The following is a 24,497-nucleotide window of genomic DNA, read 5'->3' as shown; positions in this document are numbered from 1 at the left end:
TGTCCGATCGGTCAGGTCTTCGCGGAGACTACCCGCCCGCCCGGATATCCGACAGCAGGTCCTTATCGGGCCTGACCCGGACTTCGACCTTTCAGACGCCTGATCGGCGCGGTTGGTTGCGGTCCGGTTGGGGCCAGATCGCCCGACTTCTCGGAATTGAGGGTCAGTCGCGGCGGAAGGTCATGGTGGTGCGACCCAGGCTGACCCTGGTCCCGTCCACCAGCCTGGCCTGCCTGACCTGCTGTCCGTTGACGAAGGTCCCGTTCGTGGAACCCTTGTCCTCCAGGATGACTTCCTCGCCGTCGACTCGGATCTCCACGTGGTGGCGGGAGACCCCGTTGTCGACCAGGCGAAGGTCACAGTCGGTGCCGCGCCCCAGCAAGGTGACCGGGGTGGTCAGCTCGAAGGACTGCTGCGTCCCCTGGCTGGCGATATTGCCCTCAGCGGTGGCGCCACCGGGTGAGATCAGCAGTCGCGGGCGCCCGTTCTGCGGCTGCCCCCCGCCTTGACCCGGATCACCGACCGGCTGACGGACCTCACCGTCCTTCACCATGGTCCCGCGGACAACCCCGGACCTGATTCGGAATCGGCCCGTCTTCAAGCCGTCGTCAGACCTGAACTGGACCCGCACCGGACCGACGAAGGAATAGCCCTGCTCGGTCGCGTAGTCGCGGGCCAGCTTGGACAGTTCCTGACCGAGGCTGTCGGCGTAGACCTCCAGGCGCTCCTTGTCACTGGCCGACAGCTCGACGATGAAGTCGTTCGGGACCAGGGTGCGTCCCTGGGCGACGATCGCAGCGCGCTCGTCCATTTCCCGCTGGACAGCGCTCGCGACCTCGACCGGCTGGAGCTCAGACTTGAAGGCCATCGCGAAGGTGCCTTCGATCATGCCCTCGAGCCTGCGCTCGAAGCGTTGGAGCACTCCCACGAGGTACCTCCCTTTGTACTCCACTCCGTATGTGTAGACGATCGTAACCGTGTCGGGGTGCCCCTGGTTTCAAGCGCACCCCTGTGAAGGCCCTCCGAGAGGCCGGGCCGGGCCCGGCCGCAAACCGTGTGCAACCCACCTCGAGCCCGTGCTAGCCTTATTCACGTCGCCAGGAGGAACAGGCAAAACGCCCGGAACTCCCAGCAACACAACTTAATGCATGTCACTCGGGCGGGTGGCGGAACGGTAGACGCGCACGGTTCAGGTCCGTGTGTCCGAAAGGACGTGAGGGTTCAAATCCCTCCTCGCCCACTCGACGAGGACGACCCTGGTCGCAAGCTGTGCTTGCGACCAGGGTCGTCTCGTCTTTTTTGGAGGGACGACCCCCCAGACCCCCCGGTGTGCCGCTCGGCTGCGGGGGCCTCCGGCCTCCTCGCCTCGCGGCACCACCGTGGCTGAGCTGGGTGATCGCGCTCACGGCCGGGGTGATCCGTGCGTGCTCTTGCTGGGTGGTGGCTGAGCTGGGCGATCGCGTTTGCGGCCGGGGTGATCCGCGAGCTCTCCTGTTGGGCCACCATGGCTGATCGCGGCTTTCCCCTGTTTCTGGTCCGTCGTCCTCTGCCTCTAATGATCTTGGATTGTTAGGTGGAAATGGGCGTTATGGGGCCGGATGCGGCCATGGGAGCCGGGGTGGCCCGGCTCCCATGGTTGTCAGACCGTGGCGCCGTCCAGGTCCCAGACCCTGAGGTGGCCGCACATTCCCTTCTTGAGCGCTTCTGAAGCCATTTGGGCGGTGTACACGGCGGACTCCGACAGATGACCTCCGTCACCCCGTTCCAGGGCCTCCAGGTGCCGCTGAGCGGTCTCCGCCTGCTGGACCACCCCGTGGCGCACGTGGTGGTGCCACCCGGCCGCCTTCTCGCGCACGAGGTGCACCGCGGACCCGTACAGGTCCGCGAGGACGGACGGGCCCTCGCGTTCCACGCGGTCGCGCAGCTCCAGGTAGCCCTGGACGGCGAGATCGCGGCGGGTGCGTGCGGCTTCGGCCTCTTGTCCTGGTGGGAGCACGGTTGCCCTCTTGTAGGCCTCCGTGTCGGCCAGCACCTCCTTCGGATAGGTCAGCACTGCGTCGCCCGCCTCGGGGAGGCCGGCGTTCTGCATGACTACGAGGAGCTCCAGGTCGCCTTCGTTGACGAGCCGGTGCACGGTTCCCGGCGTGAACCACAGCAGGCTGCCCTGGCGGAGCGGCGTGCGCTGGTATCCGTGGGAACTGAGTGTCTCCAGTGCACCTTCGCCGTTGAGGACCACGTAGCCCTCGGCGGAGGCGGTGTGCAGGTGCGGGGATCCCCCGGCGAGACCGTCGGCCGCGGTCCAGTCGTAGACGTACAGGTGCGAAACGGCGGTTCCGCCGGGGAACGGGGTCATGGCCGCTCCAGCTCGCGCGTGCCGAGAGCGGCGAGGTCCTTCGCCTCTTGGTCGCCGTCGGCGATCACCACCGCATAGCGGTAGGTGAGGGTCTCCTCCGGGGCGACCGCCACTTCCTCGTCGAAGAACGGTGCCGGACAGACACACGCGAAGATCCCGCTGCGGACGAACCACCGGACCGGGTGCCCCGGGTTCTCCGGGGCGTCGACGAACACCAGGGTCGAGGACCGGTCGGTGCCGTCGTGCCTGCCGGTGAAACCGAGCCAGGGGGAGCGGGTCCCCATCAGCTCGTCGGTGCCTTCGACGTGCTCGGTGCGCGCCGTCCCCCCGCTGAAGGAGCGCGGCCCGCGCCAGAAGAGGCCGCCGTACCCCGCGTTCGGCCTGCCCTCAGTGGTGGGGCTGCCGATCGGGACGGTCTCGCCGGTCAGGTTGGTGAAAGACGTCCGGAACACCAGGGTCCAGGCGTCCTGCTCCGGTGCCACGGTGACCTGGAACGAGCGCTTCTCGGAGAACCAGGTGTCACCCTGCTGGGTGACCCACTCCAGGGACTCGTCCACCGCGACCCGGTCCGGGGAGGCCTCGATGCCGTCGAACTCCATGTGGACCGTGGAGCCGTCGTTGTCGAGCTGCTGGTAGCCCTTGTCCCGCAGATAGGTGGGGCCGCCCCAGAAGTTGGCCGATCCGACGTTCGGCAAGGACCAGGCGATCCCCTTGTGCCAGACGTGGTCGTGCGGACGGTAGAGGCTCACCGTGTCCCCGCCGAGGGTGCGGAGGGGGTGGAAGTAGGGCCTCGGCGACTCCAGCTGCACGTCCCAGGGCTCGTAGACGTACCGGAGGAGTTCACGGCCTTCGTGGCTGAGCCGGAGGGATCGGCCCTGTTCGTGGACCAGGGCCAGTCCGTTCGGTTCGGGTTCGTTCGGGCTCACGCTGCTCCCTCACTGCTCGATGAAGTACTGCTCGGGGTTGGTCGGCCCGGGGTCGTTGTAGACGGCCGAGGTGGGCATCGAGTCGGGCACGTTGCGGAAGTGGTCGGCGACGATCCCGTACTGGTCCGGGGTGAGGCTGATGCCCATGGCGTAGAACTGCTCCTGGGACACGGCCAGGAAGTCCTCCATCAGTTCGATCCGCAGGTCGGGGTCGGGCTCGGCCTGGACCTCGTCGTACATCTCCATGTGCTCCTGGACGTCCTCAGGAGGCTCGATGGAACGGCTGTCCTCACCGTCGGAGGTGTACCACTGGGCCCACGGGATGGCGAAGTTGGACTCACCGTTGTGCAGCGGGCCGTACCAGCGCGGGTCGTAGACGGCGTCCATCAGGCCCGCGTCACCGGACCACACGTTCGCGTCGTGCTCGTTGTTCTCCCGGTTGTTCTGCCACAGGGCGCGGTCCTCGGTGTTGAGGTCCACGTCGATGTCCAGGTCCTCCCAGAAGCCGACGACCATCTCCATGGAGTCGACGATGTCGGGGCGGAAGTCGGTGGGCACGGACAGGGTGAAGCGGACCGGTTCCCCGTCGGGGCTGACCCGGACGCCGTCCGAGCGCTCGTCGTACCCGGCCTCGTCGAGGATCTCGTTGGCCAGGTCGATGTCGTGCTCGGTGTACTGCTTGGCCAGCTCCTCGTTGTAGAAGGGGCTCTCCTCGCGCGGTGCGCCCTGCCAGGGTTCGCCCTGCTCCTGGTAGACGACGTCGATGATGTCCTGCCGGTTGATCGCGTGCGAGAGCGCCACCCGGAAGTCGTGGTCGTTGAAGATCTCCCGCAGGCCCTCGTCCTCATGGGTGAGGTTGAGCGAGATCATCGCCGTGTTCATCTCGCCCGGCACCAGCTCGAAGAAGTCGTATCCGCCGGCCTCGCTGCTCTCTGCGAGCGTGGGGCGGTTGCCCAGGGTGTTGAAGTGGCGGGCGTGCATGTCGATCTCGCCGTTGAGGGCGCGGACCAGCATGACCTCCTCGTCCTGGAGGATGTCGAAGTTGACCTGGTCGATGTAGGGCAGCTGGTTGCCCTCGGTGTCGATCTTCCAGTAGTAGGGGTTGCGCTCCAAGACCATGCGCCCGGAGTCGGCCAGCGGCTCCACGACCTCCCACGCGCGCAGGGTGGGCATGTCCGGGTTCTGCCAGTACTGGGCGGAGTCGAGAATGCCCGCCTTGTCGTCGAGCATCTCGATCCAGTCGGAGTAGCCCTCCTCCTCGGCCAGTTCCTCGGCGTCCTCGTTGTACTCGAGGTGGAACTCCTCCAAGTAGTGCTTGGGCTTCTCCACGAGCTGGTAGAGGATGAAGTCGTCCTCGATCCACAGGGCGTTGGGGTCGTCCCACGAGACGGAGAACGTGTAGTCGTCGATCTTCTCGCCGTCGCCCGGGTTCGACGCCGCCATGGGGCTGATGTCGTGGTCGTTGAAGATGTCGTTGAGCGCGAACAGCACGTCGTCGGCGGTGAAGGGCTCGCCGTCGGACCAGCGGATGCCCTCGCGGAGGGTGATGGTGACCTCGGTCGCGTCGTCGTTGTACTCCCACTCGGTGGCGAGGTTGGGGACGGCCTCGTCCCACGCGGGGTCCCAGCGGGTGAAGTTCTCGTACCCGACGGTCCGGCCGAGCCAGGGCCAGTCGTGCACGCCGAGGGTGGCGGTGTTCCACTCACCGCCGTACTGGCCGACCTCCTCGTGCGGCTCCACCACCACGGGCTCCTCCGGAAGCCGCTCCTCCAGCGGCGGGAGCTCGTCGTCCTCCACGAGGGTGGCGAGCATGGGCGCCTCGCCGACCCCCTCAGCCTGTTCGCCGTTGTCGGTATCGGGGTCGAAGGAGAAGAAGGTGCACCCGGTGGCCATCACGACCGCCGCCGTGCCCGCGGTGACTCCCAGACACCGCCTCGCTGTCGTACTCCGGTGTTGTCTCAATTGCCTACTCCTGCCTCTGTGCGGTGGATGCCCGGCTCGTGTCGGGCGGGGGATCGCTGGGGCCGGTGATCCCGGCCAGTTCGAGGTCGTCGGCGTGATGACAGGCGACCAGGCGCCCCGTGCCGACGGGGCGCGGTACGGGGACCTCGGTGGCGCAGAGCTCGGTGGCGTGGCGGCACCGGGGGTGGAAGGGGCAGCCGGACGGCGGCCGCGAGGGGTCGGGGACCTCACCTGTGAGCCGGATCCGCTCCCGTTTTCCGCGCAGCCGCGGGTCGGGGATCGGCACGGCCGAGATGAGGGCCTCCGTGTACGGGTGCTGGGGGTTGCGGAAGAGCTCCCGGGTCGGCGCCACCTCCACGATCCTGCCGAGGTACATCACCGCGACCCGGTCGCAGACGTGCTCGACCACGGACAGGTCGTGCGAGATGAACAGGTACGTCAACCCCATCTCGTCCTGTAGGTCCTGCAACAGGTTGAGGATCTGAGAACGGACCGAGGTGTCCAGGGCGCTGACGGCCTCGTCTGCCACGACCAGGCGGGGGCCGGGCACGAGCGCGCGGGCGATGCTCACGCGCTGGCGCTGTCCGCCGGAGAACGCGTGCGGGTACCGGCGCAGGTGGTCCGGGTGCAGTCCGACGCGCTCCATGACGTCGCGCACCCGTTCGTCCAGCTCCCCGCCCTTCAGGTCGGTGAGCATGCGCAGGGGTTCGCCGACGATGTCGCGCAGCGTCATGCGCGGGTTCAGGGAGGAGTGCGGGTCCTGGAAGACCATGCGCACCTCGCGCCGGAAGACCGCCTCGTCCTCGCGGGGCAGGTTCAGGACGTCGAGGAGGCGGCCCTGGCTGTCGCGGTACCGGATACTGCCCGTGGCCTCCGGCCGGGCGTGCATCACGCTCGAACCGAGGGTGGTCTTCCCGCAGCCCGATTCCCCGACCAGGCCGAGGGTCTCGCCCGCGTGGATGTCGAGGTCCACCCCGGCGACGGCGCGCACGTGGCTCGCTTCGCGCCTCGAGCGGCGGCCGCGGACCGGGTAGGCGACCTCGAGTCCGCGCACGCTCAGGACGGTCTCCGGGTTCTCACTCGGCATCGGCGGTCTCCTCACGGCTGGTGGAAGCGGTGCTGTCCCGAGAGGCGGACGGGCCCTCTCGGAGCAGACACCGGACCCGGCGGCCCGGTCCGGGGACCGTGACCGGCGGGACGGTGGTGTCGCACAGGCCTTCGACGGCTTCGGGGCACCGGGTGCGGAACACGCACCCGGAGGGCTGGGACCCGGGGTCGGGGATGGTGCCCCGGATGGTGGGGAGGCGGTCCTTGCGCGCGGAGCCCAGCCGCGGCACCGCTTCCAGCAGGGCGCGTGTATAGGGGTGCTGGGGGTCGTGGAAGACCTCGTCGACCGGCCCCTGCTCGACCACGGTTCCGAGGTACATGACGGCGACCTCGTCGGCGATCTCGGCGACCACTCCCATGTCGTGGGTGATGAACATGACGCCCATGCCGGTGTCGCGCCGCAGTTCGGCGAGCAGGTCGAGGATCTGCGCCTGGGTGGTCACGTCGAGGGCGGTGGTCGGTTCGTCGGCGATGAGCACGCGCGGTGCGCAGGCGAGCGCCATCGCGATCATGACCCGTTGGCGCATACCGCCGGACAGCTGGAAGGGGTAGGAGTCCACGATGCGCTCCGCGCCGGGCACCCGTACCCGTTCCAGGAGTTCCACCGATCGGGCGCGCGCCTCCTTGCGGGAGATGCCGGTGTGGACCCTGAGGGGTTCGCCGACCTGGTTGCCGACGGTGTGCACCAGGGACAGCGACGACATGGGCTCTTGGAAGATCATGGCCACGTCCCGGCCCCGGACTGAGCGGATCTCCCGGCCCGTGGGCCTGAGGGAGGCCAGGTCCACCGGTTCCCCTCCGCCCTCCGGGCGCAGGAGCACCTGCCCGTCCACCACCTTTCCGGGCGGCTCGACCAGCTGGAGCACCGAGCGCGCCATGGCGCTCTTGCCGCAGCCGCTCTCCCCGACCACACACAGCGTGCGTCCCCGGTGTACGCGCAGGTCGACCCCGTCCACGGCCCGCACCACGGCGTCGTCCGTGAGGAAGTGCGTGCGCAGGCCGCGGATGTCCAGGACGGCGTCGCTCTTCCCCTCGGGTGCCCTGGACGGCTGGGGGGTCGCGGACTCGTCGGCCGTACGGCTCGTCATCCCGGCCTCCTTACTTGTACGGGTCGGCGGCGTCGCGGACACCGTCACCGACGAAGTTGAGGACCAGGACGGCTACCGTCACCGCGACACCCGGCAGCAGGACCCAGGGGGCGCCGGCGATCGAGTGGATGTTCTGCGCCTCCTGGAGCAGCACCCCCCAGCTCACGACCGGCGCTTGGAGGCCGAGACCGAGGAAGGAGAGGGAGGTTTCGGCGAGGATCATGAACGGCACGGCCAGGGTCAGGGAGGCGATGATGTGGCTGGTAAAGGACGGCAGCATGTGTCTGCCGATGACGCGTCCGCTGCGACAGCCGTCCAGCCTGGCGGCGGTGACGAAGTCCTCCTGTCTCAGGGACAGGAACCGGCCGCGCACCACCCGTGCCAGATCTGTCCAGCCGATCAGCGAGAGGATCACGGTGATCGCCAGGTAGGTCTGGATCGCCCCCCATTCGCGGGGTACCGCCGCGGACAGGCCCATCCAGAGCGGGATGGTGGGGATGGACATGAGGAATTCGATGAGGCGCTGGATGAGGTTGTCGATCCGGCCGCCGAAGTAGCCGGAGATCCCTCCGAGGACCAGGCCGAGGACGAACGACAGCGCCACCCCGGCCAGGCCGATGGACATCGACACCCGGGTCCCGTGGATGATGCGCGACGCCATGTCGCGCCCGTTGCGGTCGGCGCCGAGGAAGTACACCTCCTGGTCGGGCTCCTTGGCGCCGATCAGGTGCCGGTCCATGGGGATGAGCCCCCACATCTCGTAGGACTGGCCCTGGACGAAGAAGCCGACGGGGACCTTCGTGGACTCGTCCGCGGCGTAGGTGTTCGCGTAGGTCTCCGGATCGCGTTCGACCTCGTAGTCGTGCACGTACATGCCGAGTTCGAAGCCGTCGCTGGTGTCCACGAAGTGCAGCTGTTGCGGTGGCGCGTGGGTGCGCGCCGCGTCGTAGGCGTGCGGGGTGCTCGGTGCCAGGAACTCGGAGAACACCGAGACGAAGATGAGCCCGATCAGCACCAGGGCGCCGAACACGGCGAGCTTGTTGCGGCGGAAGCGCCGCCAGATGAGGACGCGCTGGGGGACGTCGCCCGGGGCTCTCCCGGTGTCGGTGCTCGATCCGGGGGAGTCGGGCGATGGTTTGGGGAGTGCCATGGTTTTAGACCCTCTCGACGTGTTGGTGCCGGATACGCGGGTCCCACCAGGCCAGGAGCAGGTCGGACAGGAGGGTGCCGATCACCGTCAGCGCACCGAGGACGAGGATGAAGCTCCCGGCCAGGTACATGTCCTGGTTGCGCAGCGCCTCCACCAGCAGCGGGCCGGTGGTCTCCAGGCTCAGGACGATGGAGACCAGGACCTCGCCGCCGATCAGGGTGGGCAGGATCCAGCCGATGGTGCTGATGAACGGGCTCAGGGACATGCGCACGGGGTACTTGAGGATGAGCCGCCACTCGGGCAGCCCTTTGGCCCGTGCCGTGGTCACGTAGGGCTTGCGCAGTTCGTCCAGCAGGTTGGCGCGCAGGACTCGGATGAGCGCTGCGGTGCCCGCGGTGCCGATGATCACCACCGGGATCCACAGGTTGGACACCGCGTCCAGGACCTTGCCGAGGTTCCACGCCGCATCGGCGTACTCGGGCGAGAAGACGCCGCCGACGCTCTGTCCGAAGTAGCGGAACGACACCCAGGCGAACAGCAGCGCCAGCATGAAGTTCGGGGTGGCCAGACCGAGGAAGCCGATGAAGGTGACGACGTAGTCGCCCACCGAGTACTGGCGCACCGCCGAGTAGACGCCGATCGGGAAGGCGATCAGCCAGCTCAGGATGAGGGTGCTGACCGCCAGGACCAGGGTGAGCCCGATGCGGTCCCAGATCAGTTCGGAGACGTCCCTCCTGAACTGGAAGGACTGTCCGAAGTCGCCGCTGGTGAGGATGCCGGAGATCCACTTCCAGTACTGCACGATCAGCGGGTCGTTGAGCCCGTAGCGTTCCTCGAGGGCCCGGATCTGAGCCCCGTCCACACCCTGGCCCTGGGCGGCCAGCTGCGCGATGTAGGCGGTGAGGAAGTTGCCCGGCGGCAGCTGGATGACCAGGAAGGCGACCACGGAGATGGCGAACAGGGTCGGGATCATGTACAGACAGCGTCGGATCACGTAGCGGCGCACACTGTGCCCCCTTCCGCGTCCGGCCTTTCGCACGCCCTCACAGCGAGCGGCCCCCGTTCATCCGCTCGTGGAAGGGGGAGTCGGGGCCCAGATCGGCGGGGGTGACCGGGCGCCCTTCGAAGGAGGAGGCGTAGACGGCCGCGACCATGCGCAGGGTGCTCAGCGACTCCTTCGAGGTCACCGGTGGCGGGGACCCGTCGCGCAGGGCGTCCAGGACGCGGACGATCTGGGAGTGGTGGCCGCTGTTGACCCCGTGTTCGGCCGCCTCCCAGGCCTCCGCAACCTGTTCCTCGAATCCCGGGGCCGGGGTGATGCGCCAGTCGTCGTCCCCGTAGCCGTAGAGGTGCGTGAGCTCGACCGTCGCGTGTTCGAAGTCGATCCGGATCCGGCTCTCCTCCTGCGGGGACAGCAGACTGGTGACGACGCTCGCGACCGCGCCGTTGGCGAAGTCCACCCGGGCGATGGACACGTCCTCGGTCTCGATCCGGCGCGCTTGGCGGCGTACGACGGCCGACACCTCCGTCCACTCCCCCAGCAGGGCGAGCAGCAGATCCGTCTGGTGGATCCCGTGGCCCAGGACCGGTCCGCCGCCCTCGGTCTTCCACCGCCCGCGCCAGGGGACGTCGAAGTACTCCTGCGGGCGGAACCACGTGGTGTGGCAGGTGGCCACCAAAGGCCGTCCCAGGACACCGGCCTCCATGAGCGACCGCACCCGGAGCGCGCCCGAACCGAAGCGGTGCTGGAAGACCGTGGCCATCCACGGCCCGTGCTCACCGCCTTCGGCGGCGGCCATCTTCTCCGCCTCGACCAGGCTCAGCGCCGGCGGCTTCTCCACCAGCACCGACGCTCCGGCGCCGAGGCAGGCCTCGACCTGGTCGCGGTGCACACCCGGCGGGGTGCACACGTGGACCAGCTGCGGCCGCTCCGCCACGAGCATCGACTCGAGGGAGGCGTAGCCGCGGGGGATCGCGTGCCGGGACCGGAAAGATTCCAGCGCGGGCGGGTCGACGTCGACGGCGGCAACGACCGAGGCGCGTTCCGGCTCGGCGAGCAGCGCCTCCGCGTGGAACCGCGCGATGTTGCCGGTACCGACGATCGCTACGCGGACGGGCGCCTGACCGCGGGACTTGTCAGAGGTGGGACCGGGGACCGGCTCCGGTGACGGGGAGTTCATGACGGGGGTCCTCCTTAGGGCGCGGGACGGGGTTCTCTCGTGGAGGAGCGGTCAGTCGGCCGCGACGGCCGCTCGGTCGGCCGTGGCGAGCTGGACGTCGCAGGTGAGTGCGCGGGTGTGGTCGACGATGCGTTCGGGGCCGGTGAGCCGTACCGGGAACGTGTGCCGGATGTCCCGGCTGGAGGCCGCCAGCGCCAGGTGGAGCTCGCCCGGTTCGACGATCCGCCGCCCTCCGGGGCCGGTGTAGGCGGCGAGGTCGGCGTGGACGGTGAAGTCGACCGTGCGCGCCTCTCCCGGTCCGAGGTCGATCCGGGCGTAGCCGACGAGACGGCGGACGGGCTGGGACACCTGTGCCACGGGGTCGGTCAGGTAGAGCTGGACCACCTCGGTACCGGCCACCGTGCCGTTGTTGCGGACGGTGCACCCGACCGTCAGGGCCGCGTCGGTGTCCGCGTCCGTCGGGCTGTCCGGAACGAGCGGCCGACCGTCGGCCCGCGGCGCCGCCCACGAGAAGGAGCTGTAGGACAGGCCGTGCCCGAACGGGTGGCGCGCGGTCGGGTCCACCGAACTCACCTGGCTGCGGTGGGCGAGTGCCGGGCCCAGGTAGGTGCCCGGCTGGCCGCCGGGTGAGTGGGGGATCGACACGGGAAGGCGTCCGCTGGGGTTCACCCGCCCGGAGAGCACACCCGCGACCGCGGCCCCGCCCTCCTCGCCGGGGAAGAAGGCCTGGACCGTCGCGGCCAGCCGGTCGGCCACCGCGCCGAGGGCGTAGGGGCGTCCGGTGAGGAGTACGGCGACGACGGGGGTGCCGGTCTCCACGAGCGCCTCCAGGAACTGCTGCTGCACACCCGGGAGGGAGAGGTCGGTCGCGTCGCACCCCTCGCCCGAGGTGCCGCGGCCGAAGAGGTCGGAGCGGTCGCCCAGGACGGCCACGCACACCGGCGCGGATCCGGCGGCCGCCAGAGCGTCGGCGAACCCGTCGGTGGAGGCGCCGTCGACCGAGCACCCCGCGGCGTGTTCGACGCGCGTGCGCGGCAGCTCTCCGGTCAGCGCCTCCAGGACGGTGGGGATGTCGACCCCTTGGTCCGTGTCCGGGTACCGGCGTCCGACGTGCGCGGGGAACGAGTAGCAGCCGAGCATGGCGTCACCGGAGTGCGCGAGCGGTCCCACGACGGCCACGCTCTTGGTGTCGCGGAGGGGCAGGAGTCCGTCCGGGTTCTCCAAGAGGACCACCGACTCCTCGGCCAGGCGGCGGGCCAGCGCTCGGTGCTCGGGCGGGTCCAGGTCGATCCGCGCGTCCGGGGCGGAGCCCTCGGGAGACCAGCCGGGGTCGAGCAGTCCGAGTTCGCACTTCTGGCGCAGGACCCGCCGTGCGGCGCGGTCGACCGTGGCCTCGGGCAGCCTGCCCGTCCGGACCTCCTCGACGAGCCGGTCCCCGTAGCAGTGCACCGTGGGGAGTTCGACGTCCACGCCGGAGGAGAGGGCGAGCGCCCCGGCCCGGGCGGGGGACTCCGCCACACCGTGGAGGGCGTGCAGGAAGGCGACCCCGAAGTAGTCGGCGACGACGGTGCCCTCGAACCCCCAGGTGTCGCGCAGTACGCCGGTCAGGAGTCCGGGGTCGGCGGCGGCGGGGAGGCCGTCGTTGTCGTTGTAGGCGTGCATGACCGATCCGGCGCCGCCTTCGCGCAGGGCCATCTCGAACGGGGGGAGCAGCACGTCGGCGAACTCGCGGGGGCCGACGGAGACCGGCGCGAGGTTGCGCCCGGACCGTGAACTCGAGTACCCGGCGAAGTGCTTGAGGGTGGCCACGATCCCGGAGGACTGGAGGCCGCGGACGTAGGCGGTGCCGACGGTCGCCACCAGGTGGGGGTCCTCGCCGATGGTCTCCTCGACGCGGCCCCACCGGGCGTCTCGGGCGACGTCGAGTACGGGGGCGAGCCCTTGGTGCACGCCGACGCGGCGCATGCTTTCCCCGATCTGGGCGGCCATGCGCTCGACCAGGTCGGGGTCGAAACTCGCGCCCCAGGCGAGGGGCACGGGGTAGATCGTCGCGGTCCAGGCGGCGAAGCCGGCCAGGCATTCCTCGTGGGCGAGGGCCGGGATCCGGAACCTGTTGGCCGCCATGATCTCCCGCTGGCTCCGGGCCAGTGACTCGTGCCCGGCCGCGGGGTCGACCGGGACCGTGCCGAAGGGGCGGGTGAGTTGCCCCAAGCCCTGGGCGATGGCCTGGTCCCACTCGGGCGGTTCCTGGGTCAGGTCGTGCTGGTGGGGTGCGACCGGTGCGCCGTTGGAGTCCGCGCTGACCCACAGTCCGTGGAGTTGAGCGACCTTCTCCTCCAGGGTCATCTCGGCGAGGAGCGCGTCGACGCGCCTGTCGGCCGGTGCCGAGGGATCCCGCCAGGCGGGGTCTGTGGCTACCTGGTCCGCTGTGTCCGGGTTGCCGGTGGAACGGGTCAAGGAGTGTCCTCCTGCAATGGGGGTGGAGACGTCTGGGGCGGTGTCGGTGCAGGGTCGCTCACCGAAAGTTTCGTAAATTTTCGCGAAACATGTTGGCGGTGAATGTACGTTTACAGCCCTGTCGGGTCAACCCCATAGGAGAGACAAGTCACATTGCAAGAGAGAAAGTGCTGGTCGGTGAGGTATAAATCTTCCCGATTGCACCCCTGGATTTTCGGAAAGGTAGCCGTGCGGTCACCGGGAAGTTTCGGAGGGTGGGGCGGTCGGTGGTCCGGCGGGTCTTGGGCCGTAACCGTCCGGATGGGACACTCCGGGCGTGGGAATCACTGAACGACTTCACGAGATCGGGCGGCCCCTGGTCGCCGAACAGCTCGCGCACCCGACCGTCGCGGGGATCGCCCGGGGCGACCTCGACGATCGCGCCTTCCGGTACTGGCTCGAGCAGGACCACCTGTACCTGCTCGACTACGCTCGGGCCTTCTCCCGGCTGGCCTGGCAGGCGCCGGACCGGCACCTGGCGGACCTGGTGGGGATCGCGCACAGCACACTCACCGAGGAACTGGAACTGCACCGCTCCCTATCCGGGGACTTCGGCGCCGACCTGACCACCAAGGACAAGGGTCAGGCCTGCGAGGACTACACCTCGTGGCTCCTGGACGCGGCGGCCGACTACCGGGACGGGCTCGCCGCTGTCTACCCGTGCATGTGGGGCTACAACTCACTGGGGCTCGAACTGGCCAAGACCATGCCGGAGGATCCCCGGTACCGGCGCTGGATCGACACCTACGCCGACCCCGGGTTCACCGAACTCACCGAGAAGTACGGCCGGATGCTGGAGGAGGCCGGACCCGATCCGGAGCGGGCCGAGCGCTTCTTCCTGGAGGGCATGCGCCACGAGGTCGCCTTCTGGGACACCCCGTACACGTAGGAACCCCGTGCGCTTGGAGAAGGGCCGAAAAAGGGGGGCGGACCCGGCGGGTCCGCCCCTCGCACGTTCGGGGGTAAGGGGAGTAGGGGACTAGGGGCTGATGACGGAGTTGACCTGGTCGAAGCGGTCGATCTCGCAACCGTTGCGCTTGTTGAACTCGGTGTCGACCTCGGTGCCTTCCACCTGGCCGGACACGTGCACGACCTCGGGGCCGCCGATCTGCATCGTGCACATGTCGTCTGAGGTGTCCATGGTGAACGGCTCCACGCCGACGTCCTCGATCTCGGCGCAGGCGGCCTCGGGATCTGGGTGGTCGCCGCCAGCGGGGGCGCAGGTCAGGGTCAGCTCGCCCTCTTCGAAGCCCTCCTCGGCCGTCAGGCCGTCGTCTTCGGACAGGGAACGCTCGATCACGAGGTCCACCTCGGCGGACCCGTTCTCGTCGTCGGCTTCGTCCTGGTCGTCGGCTTCTTCTTCAGGGGCGTCGTTCTCGGGGGCTTCGGTCTCGTTCTCGGGTGCCGGCGCGCCCACCTCGTCGGGCTCGTTGCCGCAGGCCGTGATAAGCAGGCCAAGAGCTGCGAGTGCGGCGAGGCGGGTCGGCAGGGCCGTTGCGAAGGTGTGCTTACGCATATTGCTTGGACGCGGGCCCGGAACACGCGGTTCCGCCGGTTCTCACTTTTTTCGAATACACCTGACACAGGGGGTCACCATCATGTTCGGTGGACAGGTCGCTGAGGTTCTCGTCAACGAGGTTCCCGAGGGCGTCTACCTGCTCGACGTCCGGGAGGACGACGAATGGCGGGCGGGCCACGCGCCCGACGCCGTACACATCCCGCTCGGGACCCTGGGCGAGCGCGCGGGCGAGGTCCCCAAGGACCAGAAGGTGTACGTCATCTGCCGCTCGGGCGGGCGCTCCGGCCAGGCGACCATGGCGCTGAACCAGGCCGGCTGGGACGCGGTGAACGTCGCGGGCGGGATGCAGGCCTGGGAGCACGCGGCGCGCGACATGAAGTCCGAGGACGAAGGGGAGCCCAGGGTCATCTGAGGACCGAATCCGGTCGGATTGTGCGAAGGCGCGCCACCCGGAGGCTTTCCAATGGCACTATGACGACGTGAGTTCCGAGCGCGCGCCCCTCAGCGCCGAAGCCGTGCTGGCCTCTTCAGCGGACGCGGTGATCGGTATCGACGACGAGCTCCGAGTGACCGTCTGGAACCCGGCGGCCGAGCGCATGTTCGGCTGGTACGCGGACGAGGTCCTCGGCGGCGAGCTGCCGATCATCCCCCGTGAATTGCGGCCCGAGTACGGCGCGGTGCTCGAACAGGTGCGCGCCGGAACCCCGTTGACGATCTTCACCCGCCGGCTCCGCAAGGACGGCGCCGCCGTCGACGTGCGGCTCAGCACCGGGGGCGTGTACGACGACGAAGGGCGGCACACCGGGTGGGTCCTCGTGCTCTACCCGGGTGACAAGGAGGTCCAGGCCCGCGCCTCCGCCATGGAGCGCGCCCGCCTGGTACGACGGCTCACCGACGTGGTGGCCGACATCAACGCCGACCTCAGCCTCAAATCGGTCCTGGACCGCATCACCAGCAGCCTGACCGAACTCACCGGGGCTGACGCGGGCGGGTTCGTCCTGCTGAACGAGAACCGTGTGGAGCTCGTCAGCCTCACCCACCTGTCGGAGAAGCTGCACGGGGTGAGCGCGCCGCTGGAGACGAGCCTGTTCGGTGAGCTCCTGCGCAGCGGAAAATCCGTCCTGCTGGCCAACAGCGACACCCGCAGCCTGGAGGACTTGGTCTGGGCCGACCTGCCCGGCCTGCACACCATCGCCCTGTGCGTGTCCAACGTGCACGGCCGCCCCTACGGTGCCCTGTACGCGCTGTACAGCCAGCGCAAGGTCGGGCACGTGGAACTGGAGCTGCTGGAACTCCTCGCCGAGCACGCCGGGGTGGCGATCGGCAACGCCAAGGCCTACGAGGAGCTCAAACTCCAGCGGGCCCGGGAACAGGCGGTCTCGGACTCCAGCGCGGACGGGATCGCCGTACTGGACTCCAGTGGCAAGGTGCGCAAGTGGAACCGGTCTGCCGCGGAGCTGACCGGTTACTCCTCCGAGCAGATGGTGGGGCAGCATCCGCCCTTCCCGATCCCGGCCGCGCACGGCGACCCGGTCAAGCACCGGAACCGGGGCGGCCGCTGGCTGGAGATCCTCATGGCGCGGATCCCCAGCACCGACGAGTGGGTCGTGGACTTCCGTGACATCACCGCCCAGAAGGCCTTGGAGGAGGAACGGGAGTTCTTCCTGGCCAGCACCGGGCACGAGCTGAGGACCCCGGTCACCGTGATCCAGGGGTACGCGGCCCTGCTCTCCCGCAAGGGCGAGCGCCTGGGGGCGGCCGGCCGCCAAGAGGCGAGCGAGATCATCCTGGACCGGGCCCGAGCGCTGGCCAAGCTCGTGGAACGCCTCCGGTTGGGCTCTGACGTGGCCAGCGGCGAGATGACCGTCGACAGGGTGCCCTTCGACCTCGTGGAACTGCTCGGGCAGTCGGTGGCGGCCTTCAGGCCACTGGCCGAGAGCCAGGAACTGGCACTCGATTCCGGTGGAACCCTGTGGACGGTCGGGGACCCGCTGGTCACCGGGATGGTCATCGACCAGCTGCTGGAGAACGCCTTGAAGTTCTCCCCCAGCGGCGGAACGGTGCGGGTCGGTGTGGAGGAAGAGGAAGGCGAGGACACTGTCACGATCCACGTCGACGACGAGGGGATCGGGATCGACGAGGGTGATGAGGAGCGGATCTTCGAACGGTTCTTCCAGAGCGGCGAGCGCGGCGACCGGAGGGGTTACAGCGGCCTCGGGATCGGTCTCTACATCGTCCGCCAGCTGGTACGGGAACAGGGCGGGGAGGTGACCGCGCAGCGCTTGGCGGACGGTACCCGGATGCGGGTCACCCTGCCCAGGCACCGGGGAGAGGAGCCGGAGCTCGGCCCCGTCGTGTCCGAAACCCCGACGGGCACGGCGAACGCGGAGGTTTCGCCGGCCAAGTCGTAGATAGCGACACAGTCCTTCACAGGGGCAACAAAAAACTCATCTGCCTCCGAATCCCTACCAGTCCGGTGATCCGGGCGTCGGCGGCGGGTTCAGCCACTGTGGATTCACCTCGGGGTGGGTTTCCCCTGCGGGGGATCGGGGCATTTCCACCCCTGGTGGAATTCGCTGGCACACTTCGGGCGGGTTCCGGGCTGACCGAGAAGCACGAACGCGCAGGGAAGAAAGCCGTGTCAGGAGACAACGCCGCACACGACGACGGGGACCCCGGGAACCCGCTGAAAGTCGAGCGGAGCGTCGCGCTTCCCTACGTCCCCGAGAGCGTCACCGGAGCCAGACAGGGCTTGTGCGCGGACCTGCGCTCCCTGGAGATCTGCCCCGGCCGGGTCGATGACGCGGCCCTCATCGTGAGTGAGCTGGTCAGCAACGCCCTCAGACACGCGAGCCCCCTCCCCGAACACACCGTCGCAGTGTCCTGGCGCGTGGAGGTGAACCAGAGCGCTCCTGCTGGAGGCTGGTTGGAGATCGCCGTGCGGGACGGAGGCGCCAGCACCATGCCGCGGGTGGCCCGGCCCTCCCTGTCCGGTCTGGGCGGAAGGGGCCTGGGCATCGTGCAGACGCTGGCGGGGCGCTGGGGTACCGAGATGGACGCGACCACGACCACGGTCTGGGCGGTGCTCGAGATCGCCGAGGGCGACGTATCCCCCGGACCCAGCGGCGTCGTCACCGACCTGCCCGTCCCCTTCACGGACTCCGGCGACACTCTCGGGAGCACGGCCGACGTCGTCGAACTCGACCTCCGGGCGCGAGAGAACGAACCCGCCTGACAGCGGGCGAAGGCGTCCCGGCCACCGGCGAAGGCCTACGGCAACAGGTGAGGGCCCCGGGACGGTCGGCGAAGCCCCGGGCCGTCCCGGCGCGGGCTGTGAGCACGGATGAACGTGACCGATGTCGCGAAACACCGCCAACGAGGTGGCTTGGCCCTGGTCGGGACGCTACAGTCACGACTGTGGAGTTGAAGATATCAAGCCGATCTCAGGACGACCTCGCGGTGGTAACCGTGGGCGGTGAGATCGACCTGTACACGGCACCCCAGTTGCGCAACGAGCTCGTCGAGACCCTTGAGGAAGGGGTGCGGCGGCTGGTCATCGACATGTCACGGGCGGAGTTCTGTGACTCGACCGGGATCAGCGTCCTGCTCTCCGCGATGAAACGCTCCCGGGACAAGGGCGGTGACCTGGAGCTTGTGGCGCCCAAACCGGCGATCATGAAGGTCCTCCAGGTGACCGGGTTGGACGAGGTCTTCACCATCCACTCCGACGTCGACGCGTTGCCGGTGGCCGCGGGGACCGGCAACGCCCAGTAGCCGAGTGGCCGAGGCGAGTCGAGGGCCCGACGGCCCGTCGGGCGCGGGGGTCGCCGTGGTGATCCCCGCCAAGAACGAGGCCGAACGCATCGGCCCCACCGTCTCCGCCGCGCGCACACTTCCCGGGGTGGACCTGCTCTTCGTGGTCGACGACGGGTCCACCGACCGCACCGCAGGTGTCGCCATGGACGCTGGGGCCCGGATTCTGCGGCACCGGCGCAACAAGGGCAAGGGCGCAGCCATGCAGACGGGCGCCGAGGTGGTCCGGCTCATCGAGCAGGACGAGGCGAGGGACGGCCTCGTGCGCGACCCGCGCCACCTCCTCTTCCTCGACGGCGACCTGGGCGCCACGGCCAAGGGCGGCGCACTCCTGGTGGAGCCGGTTCTCGAGGGCTCAGCGGACATGACCATCGCCCTGTTCCCCGCCACCCGTATGCGCTTGGGCGGGCACGGTTTCGTGGTCCGCCTCGCCCGCGACGGTGTCCGCCGGACCACCGGGTGGGAACCCGAGCAGCCGCTCAACGGCCAGCGGTGCCTGACCAGGGCCGCCTTCGACGCCGCCGGTCCCCTCGCCTCCGGGTTCGGTGTGGAGACCGGGCTGACCATCGACGTGCTGCGCGGGGGCTTCCGCGTGGTCGAGGTCGAGGTGCCGATGGAGCACCGGGCCACCGGGACTGACATGCGGGCCCAAATGCACCGGACCCACCAGTTCGTGGACGTGGCGCGGGCCCTCGCCGTCCGGCGGCTGAGGCCTACCCTGCGCCGGGCTTGAAGAGGGCAGGTCCACCGCCCCCGCGACGCCCATCATGATGTCTCGCGAAAAATCGGGCACATTAGTCGCAAAAATCGCCAAGAGCGACCCCATGGGTGCGTTCTGTAGCGATACGCTCGCGCTGTGTTCACTACACTTATGGCTTCCATCGCTCTGCTCGCGGCACTGGGCGGGCTGGCCCTCGGTGTGTACTCGCTGATCCGGACCCGGGAGGTCCGGGGCGACTACCAGGCCCTCGCCCAGCGGGCGCTGGCGGTCAACGCCGCCGGTTCCGACCCGCGTGCCATCCGCGACGTCTCCGTTCTGCACTACGACGCCCTGGAGGAGATGTCGGGCGCGCGCTCCTTCTCCTTGGCCATGCTCAACAGCTGTGGAGACGGTGTGGTCGTCACGTCCATCAACGGGCGGACCGAGACGCGCACCTACGCCAAGGCCGTCACCCGCGGCGAGGCCGACAGTCTGCTCAGCCCGGAGGAGTACCGCGTGATCCGCTCCGCCCGGCTGGGCGACGGGATCGGGTCCGCGCTGCCCGGACCCGACGGCACCGAACCGGACGGCGAGGCGGCCGACGGCCCGGACCAGGTGTCCGAGGCGATGGTCACCGTGGTCGCCGGGCCGGACCAGGACGAGCCCAACCAGGACCAGGGCCAGGACGAGCCGAAGCAGGACGAACAGGACAGCGCGCACGCAGACCAGCACGCCCGCCGCGCCGGGGGCGTATAGCCTGAACAGCATGCCCAACCGTTACGCCTACCTCGGCCCCGAGGGCACCTTCACCGAAGCGGCCCTGCACGACCTGCGTCCCGGCGCGGACGACGAGTCCCGCGTCCCGTGCGACGGGGTGGTGTCGGTCTTCGACGCCGTGCGTTCCGGGGCGGTCGACGGCGGGGTCGTCCCGCTGGAGAACTCCGTGGAGGGCGGCGTCACCACCACGATCGCCGAACTCATCAACGGTGAACCCCTCCTCATCACCGGCGAGACCGCCGTCCCGGTCGAGTTCGCGCTGTTCGCGCGGCCCGGCACCGTGCTGGAGGACGTCAAGCGGGTGGCCACCCACCCCCACGCCCTCGCGCAGTGCCGGGGCTGGCTGTCGGCCCACCTCCCGGACGCCGACACCCACACCGTCTCCTCCACGGCCGCCGCCGCGCGCGCCGTGTCCGAACCCGGCTCGTCCTACGACGCCGCCATCTGCGCCGTCATCGCGGGGGAGCGCTACGGGCTACACGCCCTGGCCAACGGGGTGGGCGACCGCTCCGACGCCGCCACCCGGTTCATCTACCTCTCGAAGGCCGGCTCCCTCCCCGAGCCCACCGGCTCCGACCGGACCTCCCTGGTCGCCTTCATCGCCGACGACCACCCCGGTGCGCTCATCGAGGTGCTCAACCAGTTCGCGGTCCGCGGGGTCAACCTCACCCGGCTGGAGTCGCGCCCCACCGGCGACGGCCTCGGGAGCTACTGCTTCTGCATCGACGCCGAGGGCCACGTCGCCGAAGCGCGCGTGGGCGAGGCGCTGATGGGCATCCGCCGGGTCTGCCGCGACGTGCGGTTCCTCGGCAGCTATCCGCACCGGGGCCGTCCCACGGAGATCGACCCCGCACTGCGGCCGCGCTCCGCCACCGACGCGGACTTCGCCGAGGCCGAGCTCTGGCTCGCCCGCATCCGCGCCGGCGAGGTCGACTGACCCGGCCCGCTGCGGTCCTTGCCGTCCGCGAAGGACGGCCCACTCCCGAGGGGCGCCCCTCGGGCCGTCCCGGCCCGCGGTCAGGTGCCTCCCGAGGGCTCCGCCTCCTCCTCGAACATCCACTCCTCCGCCGCGGCCCGGCGCAGTTCCAGGTACAGCGCCAGCCGCAGCGCCGTGTCCTCCGGGCGCGCGTCGTCGAGCGCCTCCAGGGCTTCGGTGAGCTCCTCGGTGGTCATCTCACCCAGCGGTTTCACGACTACTCCCCACGTTCGGCGTTGCGTCGGGAGGCGCACCGCCCGACCGGCCCTGTCAGTGGGAAGACGAGGCCGGGGGGCGTTCATGACGTGAGTCTCCGCAAAAGATGTGGGTCCATGCGGGGGCGGACGGTAACCTGCAAGCGTGATCGACCTTCGCGCTCTTCGAGAAGACCCCGACCGACTCCGTGCTTCGCAGCGGGCCCGCGGTGAGGACCCCGCCGTGGCCGACCGGCTGCTTGAACTGGACGCCAGCCGCCGTTCCGCGCTGACCCGGTTCGAGACCCTGCGCGCCGAGCAGAAGAGCGTCGGCAAGTCCGTCTCCAAGGCCTCCCCGGAGGAGCGCGAGGAGCTCCTCGCCCGGGCCAAGGCGCTCTCCGCCGAGGTCAAGGAGGCCGAGGCCGAAGCGGGTCGGCTCGGCGACGAGTTCGACGCCGCGCTGGCGCGCGTGCCCAACCTCGTCGAGGAGGGTGCGCCCGAGGGCGGCGTCGACGACTTCGTCGTTCTCGAGACCGTCGGTGAGCCCCGCACCTTCGACTTCACCCCGCGCGACCACCTGGAGCTGGGCGAGATGCTCGGCGCCATCGACATGGAGCGCGGCGCCAAGGTCTCCGGTGCGCGGTTCTACTTCCTCACGGGCGTGGGCGCCCAGCTGGAGCTGGCCCTGCTCAACATGGCGATGAACCAGGCCGCCGGGGCCGGGTTCACCCCGATGATCCCGCCGGTCCTGGTCAAGCCCGAGACCATGGAGGGCACCGGGTTCCTCGGTGAGCACTCCGACGAGGTCTACAACCTCCCCGCCGACGACCTCTACCTGGTGGGCACCTCCGAGGTGGCTCTGGCCGGGTACCACGCCGGGGAGATCCTGCCCGCCGACGCGCTGCCCAACCGGTACGTGGGCTGGTCCTCCTGCTTCCGCCGCGAGGCGGGTTCCTACGGCAAGGACACCCGCGGGATCATCCGGGTCCACCAGTTCAACAAGGTGGAGATGTTCGTCTACTCGACGCCGGAGCAGGCGCACGAGGAGCACCAGCGGCTCCTCGCCTGGGAGCGCGAGATGCTCGACAAGCTCGAACTTCCCTACCGTGTGGTGGACATCGCCGGGGGCGACCTCGGCACCAGCGCGGCCCGCAAGTTCGACTGCGAGGCCTGGGTGCCCACGCAGGACACGTACCGCGAGCTCACCTCGACCTCGAACTGCACCGAGTTCCAGGCGCGCCGCCTCAACGTGCGCTACCGGGACGCCGAGGGTAAGCCGCGCTTCGCCGCCACCCTGAACGGCACCCTCGCCACCACCCGCTGGATCGTCGCGATCCTGGAGAACCACCAGCTGGAGGACGGTTCGGTGGTCGTTCCCGAGGCGCTCCGACCGTACCTGGGCAAGGACGTCCTCGAGCCGGTCCAGGCGCCCAAGGGCGGCAAGGGCGGCAGCGGCCAGAAGAAGTAGGGCCTTCGGCCGGCAGAACCACCGGCGGGGCAGACCACCGCCGACGCGAAAACGGAGCCCGAACCACGCGCGTGGGTCGGGCTCCGTTCCTGTGCGCTGGGCCCGTTACAGGTAGGGGCCCGAACTCATGGGCGAGGACCCCTCGGCGCCCTTGCCCTGGCCCTGGCCCCCGGCCTGGAGGTCGGACAGCCCCGGCGGGAGCGCCTGGCGCATGTTCTCCAACTGGGCGCGGGCCGCCATCTGCTGCGCGAACAGCGTGGTCTGGATGCCGTGGAAGAGACCCTCCAACCAGCCCACCAGCTGGGCCTGGGCGATCCGCAGCTCGGCGTCGCTGGGCGCCGACCCGTCGGCGAAAGGCAGGGTCAGCCGCTCCAGTTCCTCGATGAGTTCGGGTGCGAGCCCGTCCTCGAGCTCCTTGATCGAGGAGGTGTGGATCTCCTTCAGCCGGGTGCGGCTGGCCTCGTCCAGCGGAGCCGCCTTCACCTCGTCCAGCAGCTGCCGGATCATGCTGCCGATCCGCATGACCTTCGCGGGCTGCTCCACCATGTCGGCGAGCGTCCTCGGCTCCCCCGAACCCTCTTCGGCCCCGTCGGCGCCGTGCTCGTCGGCACCCACGACCAGGACCTGGGGCTGCTCCTTCTGGTTGTCTGCGTTGCTCATCGATCCCCTATTCGGCTGTGTTCGGCACGCTGTCAACGGGTGAGAACGATCTTTCCGGTGTGCGCGCTCGACTCCATGACGCGATGCGCCTCCGCCGCGTCCCTCAGGGGTACCGTGCGGTCCACGACGGGGCGGATGGTTCCTTCCTCAACCAACGGCCAAACCTGCTCGAGTACTCCCGAGACGATGGCAGCCTTTTCCGCGGCGGGCCGGGAGCGCAGCGTGGTCGCCTGGACGGAGAGCCGCTTGACCAGCATGCGGCCCAGGTTGATGTCGGACTGGCGTCCGCCCATCAGGCCGATGATCACGAGCCGGCCGTCGGTGTTCAGCGAACGCAGATTCGCGTCCAGGTAGGAGGCGCCCATGATGTCGAGGATCAGGTCGGCACCGCCCTCGGCGCGCACGCGTTCGGTGAAGTCCTCGTCCCGGTAGTTCACGGTGATCGCGGCGCCCAGCTCACGGCAGCGCTCCAGTTTCTCCTCGCTGCCCGCGGTGACCGCCACGCGCGCGCCCAGGGCCCGGGCGAACTGGATGGCGAACGTACCGATGCCGCTGCCGCCGCCGTGCAGCAGGACGGTCTGTCCGGCGCGCAGGCCGCCCACCATGACCAGGTTGGACCACACGGTGCAGGCGACCTCGGGCAGGGCCGCGGCCGTCGCCAGGTCGACCCCGGAGGGGACAGGGAGGAGCTGGCCTACGGGTACGGCGACCCGCTCTGCGTAACCCCCGCCGGTCAGCAGGGCGCAGACCCGGTCCCCTACGGACCATCCCGAGCCTTCGGTGCCGGGGCCCAGTTCCGCTACGGTTCCCGAGCACTCCAGGCCCGGGTACTCGGAGGCTCCGGGCGGCGGTGGGTAGTTTCCTTGACGTTGGGCCACATCGGCCCGGTTGACGGCGCTGGCTGCCACATCCACCAGGACCTCGCCCTCTTGGAGGACGGGGCCGGGGACCTCGGACCAGGCGAGGACCTCGGGTCCGCCCGGTTCGGTGATTCGGATCGCGTGCATGTGGCTGACAGTACCCACGGGTGGGCGGGCAGGGCTACGTCCCCGGATCGCTCTGTTCAGCAGGCCTTCGATGATGCTTTGCTGTGCTTGTGGGGGTAAGAGAACACTCGAGGGACGATCC

Annotated in this window: 22 protein-coding genes, 1 tRNA gene and 1 pseudogene; 10 read left to right on the top strand and 14 right to left on the bottom strand. The window is 69.6% G+C overall.

What is annotated here, in order from left to right; genetic code table 11:
* Nucleotides 1-163: 163 nt before the first annotated feature.
* On the bottom strand, nt 164-928 hold the full coding sequence (locus ACYVDG_RS07120) for an FhaA domain-containing protein (RefSeq protein ID WP_460747575.1): 765 nt from the start codon (nt 926-928) through the stop codon (nt 164-166).
* A 229-nt stretch (nt 929-1,157) separates the two neighbouring features.
* Between ACYVDG_RS07120 and ACYVDG_RS07115 the strand changes: the two genes are divergently transcribed.
* Nucleotides 1,158-1,240, top strand: a tRNA-Leu gene (locus ACYVDG_RS07115).
* 399 nt (nt 1,241-1,639) lie between these two features.
* Here the strand turns inward: ACYVDG_RS07115 and ACYVDG_RS07110 are convergent.
* The 9 genes from ACYVDG_RS07110 to ACYVDG_RS07070 form a co-directional block, all read right to left on the bottom strand.
* Nucleotides 1,640-2,353, bottom strand: coding sequence for a cupin domain-containing protein (locus ACYVDG_RS07110; RefSeq protein ID WP_460747573.1), 714 nt, complete (start codon nt 2,351-2,353; stop codon nt 1,640-1,642).
* Nucleotides 2,350-3,279: a DUF6807 domain-containing protein gene (locus ACYVDG_RS07105; RefSeq protein ID WP_460747570.1), complete on the bottom strand. Its 930-nt coding sequence runs from the start codon at nt 3,277-3,279 to the stop codon at nt 2,350-2,352. The genes ACYVDG_RS07110 and ACYVDG_RS07105 overlap by 4 nt, the downstream gene beginning before the upstream one ends.
* 9 nt (nt 3,280-3,288) lie before the next feature.
* Entirely contained in the window at nt 3,289-5,172 is a 1,884-nt protein-coding gene (locus ACYVDG_RS07100; RefSeq protein ID WP_460747568.1) for an ABC transporter substrate-binding protein, read from the bottom strand.
* A 73-nt stretch (nt 5,173-5,245) separates the two neighbouring features.
* Nucleotides 5,246-6,328 carry an ABC transporter ATP-binding protein gene (locus tag ACYVDG_RS07095; protein ID WP_460747567.1) on the bottom strand — a complete coding sequence of 361 codons (1,083 nt, stop codon included), beginning with the start codon at nt 6,326-6,328 and terminating at the stop codon, nt 5,246-5,248.
* The gene (locus tag ACYVDG_RS07090; protein WP_460747563.1) at nt 6,318-7,436 is read right to left on the bottom strand and encodes an ABC transporter ATP-binding protein; all 1,119 of its coding nucleotides are present in this window, start codon (nt 7,434-7,436) and stop codon (nt 6,318-6,320) included. Before ACYVDG_RS07090 ends, ACYVDG_RS07095 begins: the two co-directional genes overlap by 11 nt.
* Nucleotides 7,437-7,446: 10 nt before the next feature.
* Nucleotides 7,447-8,586 (bottom strand): ABC transporter permease, encoded by a 1,140-nt coding sequence (locus ACYVDG_RS07085; protein WP_460747561.1) that lies wholly within the window; start codon nt 8,584-8,586, stop codon nt 7,447-7,449.
* Nucleotides 8,587-8,590: 4 nt separating this feature from the next.
* Nucleotides 8,591-9,592, bottom strand: coding sequence for an ABC transporter permease (locus tag ACYVDG_RS07080; RefSeq protein ID WP_460747560.1), 1,002 nt, complete (start codon nt 9,590-9,592; stop codon nt 8,591-8,593).
* A 37-nt stretch (nt 9,593-9,629) separates the two neighbouring features.
* Nucleotides 9,630-10,766 (bottom strand): Gfo/Idh/MocA family protein, encoded by a 1,137-nt coding sequence (locus ACYVDG_RS07075; RefSeq protein WP_460747557.1) that lies wholly within the window; start codon nt 10,764-10,766, stop codon nt 9,630-9,632.
* A 51-nt stretch (nt 10,767-10,817) separates the two neighbouring features.
* The gene (locus ACYVDG_RS07070; protein WP_460747554.1) at nt 10,818-13,223 is read right to left on the bottom strand and encodes a beta-xylosidase/alpha-l-arabinosidase; all 2,406 of its coding nucleotides are present in this window, start codon (nt 13,221-13,223) and stop codon (nt 10,818-10,820) included.
* Nucleotides 13,224-13,539: 316 nt separating this feature from the next.
* Between ACYVDG_RS07070 and ACYVDG_RS07065 the strand changes: the two genes are divergently transcribed.
* On the top strand, nt 13,540-14,151 hold the full coding sequence (locus ACYVDG_RS07065) for a TenA family protein (RefSeq protein WP_460747552.1): 612 nt from the start codon (nt 13,540-13,542) through the stop codon (nt 14,149-14,151).
* Between the two features lie 90 nt (nt 14,152-14,241).
* Here ACYVDG_RS07065 and ACYVDG_RS07060 read toward each other — a convergent pair whose 3' ends face one another.
* Nucleotides 14,242-14,778, bottom strand: a complete 537-nt coding sequence (locus ACYVDG_RS07060) for an SSI family serine proteinase inhibitor (RefSeq protein WP_460747551.1) — start codon at nt 14,776-14,778, stop codon at nt 14,242-14,244.
* 82 nt (nt 14,779-14,860) lie between these two features.
* Between ACYVDG_RS07060 and ACYVDG_RS07055 the strand changes: the two genes are divergently transcribed.
* The 7 genes and pseudogenes from ACYVDG_RS07055 to pheA all read left to right on the top strand — a co-directional run bounded on the left by ACYVDG_RS07055 (nt 14,861) and on the right by pheA (nt 21,008).
* Entirely contained in the window at nt 14,861-15,193 is a 333-nt protein-coding gene (locus ACYVDG_RS07055; protein ID WP_460747549.1) for a rhodanese-like domain-containing protein, read from the top strand.
* A 67-nt stretch (nt 15,194-15,260) separates the two neighbouring features.
* The gene (locus ACYVDG_RS07050; protein ID WP_460747548.1) at nt 15,261-17,192 is read left to right on the top strand and encodes a PAS domain S-box protein; all 1,932 of its coding nucleotides are present in this window, start codon (nt 15,261-15,263) and stop codon (nt 17,190-17,192) included.
* A gap of 227 nt (nt 17,193-17,419) precedes the next feature.
* The gene (locus ACYVDG_RS07045) at nt 17,420-18,016 is read left to right on the top strand and encodes an ATP-binding protein (protein ID WP_460747546.1); all 597 of its coding nucleotides are present in this window, start codon (nt 17,420-17,422) and stop codon (nt 18,014-18,016) included.
* A 182-nt stretch (nt 18,017-18,198) separates the two neighbouring features.
* Nucleotides 18,199-18,555 carry an STAS domain-containing protein gene (locus ACYVDG_RS07040; protein WP_460747545.1) on the top strand — a complete coding sequence of 119 codons (357 nt, stop codon included), beginning with the start codon at nt 18,199-18,201 and terminating at the stop codon, nt 18,553-18,555.
* A 55-nt stretch (nt 18,556-18,610) separates the two neighbouring features.
* Nucleotides 18,611-19,435, top strand: a pseudogene (locus tag ACYVDG_RS07035) (glycosyltransferase family 2 protein).
* A 15-nt stretch (nt 19,436-19,450) separates the two neighbouring features.
* Nucleotides 19,451-20,050, top strand: coding sequence for a DUF4446 family protein (locus ACYVDG_RS07030; protein WP_460747544.1), 600 nt, complete (start codon nt 19,451-19,453; stop codon nt 20,048-20,050).
* A 10-nt stretch (nt 20,051-20,060) separates the two neighbouring features.
* A complete protein-coding gene (gene pheA / locus ACYVDG_RS07025; RefSeq protein WP_460747543.1) occupies nt 20,061-21,008 on the top strand; it encodes a prephenate dehydratase in 948 nt (315 codons plus the stop codon).
* Between the two features lie 80 nt (nt 21,009-21,088).
* Here pheA and ACYVDG_RS07020 read toward each other — a convergent pair whose 3' ends face one another.
* Nucleotides 21,089-21,262, bottom strand: a complete 174-nt coding sequence (locus ACYVDG_RS07020) for a hypothetical protein (RefSeq protein WP_460747542.1) — start codon at nt 21,260-21,262, stop codon at nt 21,089-21,091.
* Between the two features lie 145 nt (nt 21,263-21,407).
* On the opposite strand from ACYVDG_RS07020, the gene serS reads away from it, so the two are divergent.
* A complete protein-coding gene (gene serS, locus ACYVDG_RS07015; RefSeq protein ID WP_460747541.1) occupies nt 21,408-22,709 on the top strand; it encodes a serine--tRNA ligase in 1,302 nt (433 codons plus the stop codon).
* Between the two features lie 105 nt (nt 22,710-22,814).
* On the opposite strand, the gene ACYVDG_RS07010 is transcribed toward serS, so the two are convergent.
* On the bottom strand, nt 22,815-23,369 hold the full coding sequence (locus ACYVDG_RS07010) for a bacterial proteasome activator family protein (RefSeq protein WP_460747540.1): 555 nt from the start codon (nt 23,367-23,369) through the stop codon (nt 22,815-22,817).
* Nucleotides 23,370-23,401: 32 nt separating this feature from the next.
* Entirely contained in the window at nt 23,402-24,376 is a 975-nt protein-coding gene (locus ACYVDG_RS07005) for an NAD(P)H-quinone oxidoreductase (RefSeq protein ID WP_460747539.1), read from the bottom strand.
* Nucleotides 24,377-24,497: the final 121 nt, after the last annotated feature.

The sequence above is a fragment of the Nocardiopsis oceani genome (assembly GCF_054777395.1).
Note: the sequence above shows the minus strand (reverse complement) of the source record. Positions and strands in the feature narration are given on the sequence as shown.